7 protein-coding genes and 1 pseudogene are annotated in these 8,221 nt (G+C 53.9%); 5 read left to right on the plus strand and 3 right to left on the minus strand.

Translation table 11 applies throughout. The features are described from left to right. Positions 1-325 precede the first annotated feature (325 nt). The 4 genes from cax to JUK32_RS18750 all read left to right on the plus strand — a co-directional run bounded on the left by cax (position 326) and on the right by JUK32_RS18750 (position 4,124). Positions 326-1,411, plus strand: coding sequence for a calcium/proton exchanger (gene cax, locus JUK32_RS18735; protein WP_204140398.1), 1,086 nt, complete (start codon positions 326-328; stop codon positions 1,409-1,411). Between the two features lie 165 nt (positions 1,412-1,576). Further along, positions 1,577-2,530, plus strand: a complete 954-nt coding sequence (locus JUK32_RS18740) for a methyltransferase (RefSeq protein WP_204140392.1) — start codon at positions 1,577-1,579, stop codon at positions 2,528-2,530. A 181-nt stretch (positions 2,531-2,711) separates the two neighbouring features. After that, the gene (locus JUK32_RS18745; RefSeq protein WP_204140393.1) at positions 2,712-3,554 is read left to right on the plus strand and encodes a DUF1963 domain-containing protein; all 843 of its coding nucleotides are present in this window, start codon (positions 2,712-2,714) and stop codon (positions 3,552-3,554) included. Positions 3,555-3,569: 15 nt separating this feature from the next. Beyond that, positions 3,570-4,124, plus strand: coding sequence for a hypothetical protein (locus JUK32_RS18750; protein WP_204140394.1), 555 nt, complete (start codon positions 3,570-3,572; stop codon positions 4,122-4,124). 142 nt (positions 4,125-4,266) lie between these two features. Here the strand turns inward: JUK32_RS18750 and JUK32_RS18755 are convergent, their stop codons facing one another. Then, positions 4,267-5,217 carry a serine hydrolase gene (locus tag JUK32_RS18755; protein ID WP_204140395.1) on the minus strand — a complete coding sequence of 317 codons (951 nt, stop codon included), beginning with the start codon at positions 5,215-5,217 and terminating at the stop codon, positions 4,267-4,269. 267 nt (positions 5,218-5,484) lie between these two features. Here JUK32_RS18755 and JUK32_RS18760 point away from each other — a divergent pair, with 267 nt between their 5' ends. Beyond that, a complete protein-coding gene (locus tag JUK32_RS18760) occupies positions 5,485-6,174 on the plus strand; it encodes a GDSL-type esterase/lipase family protein (RefSeq protein WP_204140396.1) in 690 nt (229 codons plus the stop codon). A 208-nt stretch (positions 6,175-6,382) separates the two neighbouring features. On the opposite strand, the gene sigC is transcribed toward JUK32_RS18760, so the two are convergent. Next, positions 6,383-7,672, minus strand: coding sequence for an RNA polymerase sigma factor SigC (gene sigC / locus JUK32_RS18765; protein WP_375541586.1), 1,290 nt, complete (start codon positions 7,670-7,672; stop codon positions 6,383-6,385). 435 nt (positions 7,673-8,107) lie between these two features. Next, positions 8,108-8,221 (minus strand): annotated as a pseudogene (locus tag JUK32_RS18770) (photosystem II D2 protein (photosystem q(a) protein)); the annotation flags it as partial.

An 8,221-nucleotide genomic window follows, 5' to 3' on the forward strand; every position in this document is an offset into this window, starting at 1 on the left:
TCGATGACCCCATGTTTTCTGGCAGCATCCTACTACAACATGACTTGTGTGTACTTAGTAGCCTTGCCAAGGAGAGGAGAGGTGAGGTTCTACAGCCGGTAACGCGGCCACAACCGATCGCGGCCCTCTAGCCTGACCAGCGATCCGGCAACTGTTTTATGAACAATAAATCTGCTGGGGGCGAGACCGCCTCAAACAGGTCAATCTGCCGTATCTTAGGGCGATATCATGCCGTTGAGTTTCACCATCATTGCAACGGTGCTGAGATTTGTTGCTGTTTTGGGACTGATTGCCTGTGACTACTGCCGCCAAATCTAAATTTCCGCTGACCATTACCAACCTGATTTCCTTCGGGTTGATGCTGTTTGTGCCCCTCGCTATCTGGGCCGAGCACGCCGAGTTGGATCCCTTGATCGTCTTTGCTGTTTCAGCGATCGCCATTATTCCCCTCGCTATGTGGCTCAGCACCGCCACCGAAGAAGTGGCCGTGGTGACTGGCCCGTCCATTGGCGGGTTGCTGAATGCTGTCTTTGGCAACGCCACCGAACTCATCATTGCCCTAGTCGCCTTAAAAGCAGGACTGGTGGGCGTGGTCAAAGCAAGCATTACGGGGTCGCTATTGGCCAACCTGCTACTGGTGATGGGACTGTCGATGTTGGTGGGGGGCATCAAATATAAAGAGCAGAAATTTGCCTCCGTGATTGCCCGCATCAACGGCTCTACCATGACCCTCGCGGTCACGGCCCTGGTGCTCCCGGCGCTGTTAATCCAAACCTCCACCGTGGTCGCCCCCGAAACCATCCGCCATTTGTCCCTGACAGTGGCGATTGTATTGCTCGTGGTCTATGTGTTGACCCTCGTCTTTTCTCTTAAAACCCACAGCTATCTCTACGACGTAGGGGTCGAAGATCTAGAAATTGATCCTGAAGCTACCGACCACGCCGAAAAGCCCAATCTGTGGCTCTGGGTAGGAGTCCTGTTAGCGGCCACCCTCGGCGTCGCCTTCATTTCGGAAATTTTTGTCGCCGCGCTGGAATCAGCCACCGCCACGCTCGGCTTTACAGAACTCTTTTCCGGCGTGATTTTGGTGCCGCTGGTGGGAGGCGCAGCGGAATATCTGACGGCGGTGCGAGTTGCGTACAAAAACAATATGGATCTGGCGGTTTCCATTTCCATGGGGTCAAGCTTGCTGGTCGCGCTGCTCATTGTGCCGGTGTTGGTGCTGGTGGGTCAGGCGATCGGTCAGCCCATGGATTTGAATTTCAACCTGTTTGAAGTAGTGGCCGTTATCATCGCCGTGGCGCTGGTCAATCTCATCAGCCTCGATGGCCGCTCCAATTGGTTGGAAGGTGTGTTACTGCTGGCGACTTTCGTCATTTTGGGCACAGCCTTCTACTTTCACCCGGTTTAGGTGCGATCGCCCAGTCAGAAATCTGGCACAGATTTGATTGTTGTTCGCCTCGCGATCGCCCTCATTCGTTACCTTTCACCCCTGGGTTACAGTCGCCCCGCTCGGGCTCAGCCATAATTGGCCATCTATGCCAATATCCAGGAAAGTCGAGACGCGCCATTGCCGATGGGAACCCAACAGCTAAAAATTTCTCACCTGAAAGTTCACCTGACCGACCATCCCGAAGTTTGGTCGCCGCTCAGTGCCGTGGAGATGCTGTCTTTTTTGGTCGAACACGATTTTCTCGATACCTTAGAGCAGCAGCGAGTTTTAGACTTTGGGACGGGGTCAGGCATCGTGGGCATTGTCTGTGGTCTGCTGGGGGCAACTGCAGTCACGCTGAGCGATTATTCTGCGATCGCCGCCCAAGTGGCCGCTGCGAATGCCCAACAAAATGGTTTGACGGGCGTGGTAGGGGTGCAGAGCGATCGCTTTCAGCAGATTCCACCGACCTGTTACGACCTGATTATCAGCAATCCCCCCGTGCAGCCCTGGCTATTCACCGACCTCGACCAGCCCGACAATCGGGCTCAAGTCGCCGCCTGGAATGAAGCCGGAGCCGATGGTCGGCTAGTGCTCGATGCCCTGCTGACCACCGCCAGGCAATTTTTAGCTCCAGGGGGCCGCTTGATTACCTCTTCATCATCACGCCATGGCCATCGCCAAACCCGACAGCTGTTAGAAACGCACTGGTCCCATCGCTGGCGGCAAATTTATGCCGCCGAGCATGCCATCCTGCCCGACTATCACGGCCCGTATATCAAGATTTGGCAGCATTTACAGGCGTTAGATGGTGATTTGCGGATCTATCAAATGGACAATCGCGGTCAGCGATTCGCGCCGCAAACCGATACCGCTGGCAACCCGATCGTGATCACTGAATTGTCTTTAACGGGGTCGCCTCAGCCCGTGCTGCTGCGCCCGCTGCCGGCTGGCGATTGGTCGGTTGAGTCACCCCAGGGCGATCGCCTCGTCATGCTCTCGGCCCATGATGATCGCCTACCAGGCCCCGCCACCAGCGAGCACTGGTACTACGAATACTACTTGTTTGAAGCGTGGCGCGAAAATGCGGCGGGTTAATGATTGCCCAGCCAGGCTCATGCATCGGCATGGGGATCACATAAGTTGGCACAGCCGAGACGGCTGTGCACTGGCAGGCGGATTGTAGGGACACAAAAGCTACTGTCCACCGCTGACTGCGATCGCTACGCCGACCTCCCAATCTAAGAAATCACCGACCATCAGCCAGGAGCAAGACACGATGGATCTGCCAGAATTTTTGCGCGAGTTACCATCTCAGTTTGAGCCGCTTCGGCCCTTTTTAGAGGCGAACTTGGTGCCCTATATCCAATTTCAAGCAACGCAGGCTCAACAACAAAACATCGCTACTATCAGCACCAGTTGGTGCCACGATCCCCTAGAACTTTGGCAGAGCAAGATCGGCGGTTATCCCTACCTACCCAAAGGCATGGCCTATCCGGCTGATCGCCAAACCGGCCAGTTGATGATGTTTCTGATGCAAATCAACTGCGCCGATTTGCCCACTATCAGTAATTTGAATTTGCCTACACAAGGACTCCTGCAATTTTATGTGGGGCTAAATGTCTGCATGTGTGAGCTGAGTCCTGAACAACACCGCGTTCTCTATATTCCTGAAGTGTCTTATGACACCAATGACCTCATCACTGACTTTAGGTTTCTGGAGGAACCAGCCAGAAAGCTGGAATGGTACGACGACGTGTACACCTTAGATTTTTCTACACAGCAGGACGTTTTCTGGGTTGCCCGCGAACAGCTAGACGACGAGTTTGAAATTCCTGAAGCCCTAGAAGCACTCTACGAAGACTTTGATGAGTGGATTGCAGATTATGAGGACAGATGCTCCCTATCCGCACCCAGTCAGGGGGGACGGCAAAATAAACTAGGAGGCTACCCAGAACTACATTCCACCGTAGAAGACACCATCGAAGGAGCCAGAGGGCACCTGCTGCTGGAACTTCAGCACGAATTTAATTGTGATGACAACTTTTACTTTTTTATTGAAGATGCAGATCTCGCCAGCCGGAACTTTAACCGCATCGAATCCTATTTCCTCCGAAATTAAGGGACGTTGTCAGTCATGGATGCAACAATATCTGGCCTTGTGCTGCTGATCCTATTCGTGATGCCGTTTTTGGTGTCTGGGGCGATCGCTTTTATACATAGCCACTCCCTCCTATCGCCGCTCATGGTTCTCATCGGCATGATCATCGGAGCCATCACAATTATGGTGTCCGGAATAGCCTGGTTACAATCCTTACATAGCGAATGGATCCAGTCCCAAGCCGTAGGATTCATCTTCCTGCCAGTCATTCTGCCGTTTTATGCTTACCTCGGGGCAGTGGCTGGTGCGAGTTTGGTCGCCATACTTTATGGACACCAAAAACATCATGGCCTCTCTGGTTGGTTGGCTGTCGCTGCCATGGGGCTCACCATCGTTGTGGCGGGGCTGATCCCCGCTGCTCTCTTGATGATGCAGTCCGGTGAGGCTGACAGCAGTCGGTTTTCGAGTGCCGATCATGCGTGGTTCTTCGCGATGCTGCCGATTGTTATTACCGCCATGGGGGCAGCCAGTGCTTGGCTCTCCACGACATTCACCGTTTGGGTGTTTAGCCTATGTCGGCTAATGCGCTAGTTTTTTGATTAGAGCAAAACTGCGAATACAGCAATGGCAGCACCGCTAACAATTCGCTGAAGCTGACGACAGCCGTTAGCCCGACGACCTTCATACTCGACAGCGATCGCGGTTCAGCTCAATCATGAGCCCTCATACCGGCTCAGTTATTCCTGACGTGTTCACTCTGAGCGAGGAGCGTTTGCATGACAAACGGCAAGATGGCCTCGTTTTGGCTGTGTTCTGCCCCTTCGGTAAAGACCACCAGCTGAAATGGTGAGTAGCCGTCTAGCTCAATATATGCAGCGTCGTGGCGCACTTTGCTGGTGAGTCCGGCCTTTGACCATAGAGCCGCCTGGAGCGGCAACCCCGCGCCCAGAAAGCCCGTCACCTGATTTTCCGGGTCGGCGGCGAGGGCGCGAGGGTCAAGGGAGCGGCGCATGAGATTCATCATGGTTTGCGATCGCGCTCCACTCACGGCCACCCCACCCACAATGCTGTGCAGTAGCCGCGCCGTGGCTTCCGTCGTCAGCAGGTTGCGATTTTCGTAAGTTTCTCCCAAAAATATCCGCTCGCGACCGTAGGGGCCATCGCACCAGGTTTTTTGGTTAGCGTTGATGGTTGCCAACTCGGGCCACTGGAGCGATTGCAAGAAGCGATTAATGATATTGCGCTGAATTTTCCAGGTTTCAAAGGGGCCAGGGGGCAATTCGGGACCGCTGGTGGTGCCTGTGAGCACGTCGATCACAAACCCCGTCGCATCATTGCTGGAATCTACAATCATATCCCGCAGGGCGCGCTCCACCTCGGGGGTGGCGGGCACCATATCCCGCTCCAGCCATTCGTGCGCCGCGACGAGATAAAACAGTTTCACCACGCTGGCCGGATAGATCAGCTCAACCCCCCGATAACTGGCCCCGCGCGGTCGATGTTGCCAGAAATCCGCCACGCTAATTGCGCCCCCCGTATTGATGGGAAACGGCGGCTCATAAACCAGCCAAGTCGCGGCAATTTGGTTGCGGGCTAACCGGGGAAATGCTTCCCAGGTGGCTTCGAGCACTTGGTCTAAAACCGTCTGTAACTGAGTATCACGCTCAAAAAAAGTTGCCGCCACGATCGCGCTTCCATCCCGTAAATATCAGATCAACCTTACCGGGTTATGGGAGGTGTCAGGGAGGGGTCACAACGCCAGGGCCGAATTTGTCGGGCAACGGGGTCAGCAATTGAGGTTAAGCCAGGGAGCGATCGCCGTATTTCCCCGGGAACTGATGCCACCAGTCGTCTCGTCATGATTTGAAAAGAAATCTCGGGAATGGTAAATTCCGTTAGAGACGTAACAGAAAGTTACGCTCCCTTTTTAACCTTAAGTGAGCAATCTGACATGATGGCGGAATCTCCGTTTTCGCGATCGCTAGGCCAATCACCACAGCCCGCTGAAAAGCGCATCGTTGCAATTGGAGACAGTCTGGTTTATGGGTTTGGTGACCCTGAGGGGGGCGGCTGGGTCGAACGGCTACGACGACAATGGCTCCAACCAGAAACTCCCGGTCACGCCATTTACAACTTGGGGGTGCGGGCCGATACCACCTATCGGGTGGCTCAACGGTTGGTGCAGGAGTTTCAAACCCGAGGCGAATTCCGTAACCGTGTACCGGATTTGATCTTGCTCTCGGTCGGCCTGAACGACACTTGCCGAGTGGGTAAGCCCGATGGCCGCCCCTTTACCGAATTTGCCATGTTTCAAGCACAGATGTCGGACCTGTTAGAGACGGCTCAAGCCCTGTGTCCTGTGGCGTTTGTTGGCATGACGCCAGTCATTGAAACCCAGATGCCCTTTGCCGAAGTCCTCTATTACAACCAAGTTGACCAACAGCGGTACAAAGACTTTACGAAACGGGCCTGCGAGCAGCGTGCGATTCCCTATTTGGACGTGTTGGATGTGTGGCACCGACGGGGCGAGGCCTGGTGGCGATCGCGGATTTCTAGCGATGGACTGCATCCCAACGTCTTGGGCTATCGTTCCTTGCTCGCCGACATCATGGACTGGCCGGCTTTTTGCAATGTGCTGTAAGCCGGTCAACACAATGACCTGGCAGGTAGGTTTCGACAACTTTGCTCAACTCTCAACTTTCTACCCGGCAGGCAGTCTGGCTGATTAAGTGGAGTTCAAATCAATTTTTGATTTGACGGTAAGTTAGGCCCAGCGACGCTGAACAGCATCGAGAGAGCGTTGAGTCAGGACAGATTTGCCCATATTTTTGAGGGACATCAAAGCCAGCTTAGCCCAGGGCTTCTAAATAGTCGCGTACGCGGTTACGACGCTTAGGCTGGCGTAGCTTTTGCAACGCCTTTGACTCAATTTGGCGCACCCGTTCGCGGGAGAGTTCCAGCGTACGGCCAATCTCAGCGAGGGAATAGGGCGTGCCATCTTTCAGACCAAACCGGAGATGAATGACATCTCGTTCGCGATCGGTCAACTCTGACATGAGCTGTTTGAGGTCGCGGCGCAGTGACTCCCGCATCATTAACTCTTCTGGCGAGATGCTGTCGGTTTCCAAGAGTTCGCCGAGCTCAGTGTCGCGCTCTTTGCCAACTTTGGTGTCCAGGGAAACCGAACGCGGCACCCGCACCAACACTTCCCGCACTTGCTCGGGTTCCATGTTCAGCTCCTTCGCAATGTCTTCTAAGGAAGGGGTATGGCCTTTGTCTTGCGAGAGCTTGCGCTGAGCTTTCTTGATTTTGTTGAGCTTTTCGGTGATGTGGACGGGCAGGCGAATGGTGCGGCTTTGGGTCGCGATCGCCCGAGTAATCCCCTGGCGAATCCACCAATACGCATAGGTGCTAAACCGATAGCCCTTCGTCGGATCAAATTTCTCAACCGCCCGTTCCAGCCCCAGCGTCCCTTCCTGAATCAGATCAAGCAGTTCCAACCCACGATTTTGATATTTTTTGGCTACCGAGACCACTAACCGTAGGTTGGCCTTGATCATGCGCTCTTTGGCCCGCACTCCTTCCCGAATCACAATATCCAGTTCATCGGTGGAAACGCCAGCGAGCTGTGCCCAAACTCGTTTGCCTTCCATCAGCGTTGGTTTGAGATCAGCCAAGGGCACCTCTGATTCTTTGGCCCATTTTTCCAATGATGGACGATAGCCGAGATGAGAGGTCAGGCGATCGCGGGTACGCATCAACCGCGCATAAATCTCCAGCACCCCACCACTCTGTTCACCCGTGCTGTCCCGCAGTTCGATCATTTCCATATAGCGCTGCACATGCTGCGCTTCAGAAACTTCTTCATCCCGTTGCAGTAAGCTCACTCGGCCAATTTCTTGTAAATACAGGCGCACTAGGTCAGTTGTGCGACGGGTTTTGGTCTGACTTACGCCAACCGTGACACTGGCAATCAAGTCGTCATCGTCCGATGTCATTAAGTCGGCATCTTCCGGTGGGGCAACTTCATTCAGCCCCTGATCATCCTCTAAATCTGGATCAGTCAGAACCTTGCTGGTGGTTTCCGGTTGGCTGGTGGTGTAAGTCATAGGAGGTATGAAGTATTTCCAGGGTGGCACAATGAGGTGCCGTCAGCTATGGGCTTAATATGCCCACTTGCCGCGACTTAGCATCAAAGCGCTGAGTTCTAGGCCAAGAACTGGATCTTTCTCAGAAAACAGCCCGATGATGATTAGGCTTAGTGTATGGAGTCGCTTGACTCCGCTATGTGACCTGGGTCAGGTCGGTAGGATAACCTTCGTCACGCGATTGCCTAATTCCAGAACTTTTTCGAGATTTTTCACAGTCAATTTTTCGTCCTTGCCAACAAACGACACCTCCAGGTTGTGCAAAGTTCCCATTAGCGCCCCGGGCTCGGCCTGTTCATCAAAGTTTGTGGTGAATCACAGCGATGGCCTACGGACGGTATAGGGGCCAAGCTGCCGTCAAACTTGGCATAAAAAAAGAGCGCCCGCAGTACGGACGCTCTTGAGTGCAGTTTCGTGAATCGGTGATTACAGCGCGTTACCGCGAGGCAGCACTTCTTCAGGAAATACAAACTTTTCGTGGGGTTGGTCGGTCGGTGCCATCCAAGCCCGGATACCTTCGTTCAACAAAATGTTCTTCGT

Source organism: Halomicronema sp. CCY15110, assembly GCF_016888165.1.
In the GTDB taxonomy this organism is placed as follows: Bacteria; Cyanobacteriota; Cyanobacteriia; order Phormidesmidales; family Phormidesmidaceae; genus Halomicronema.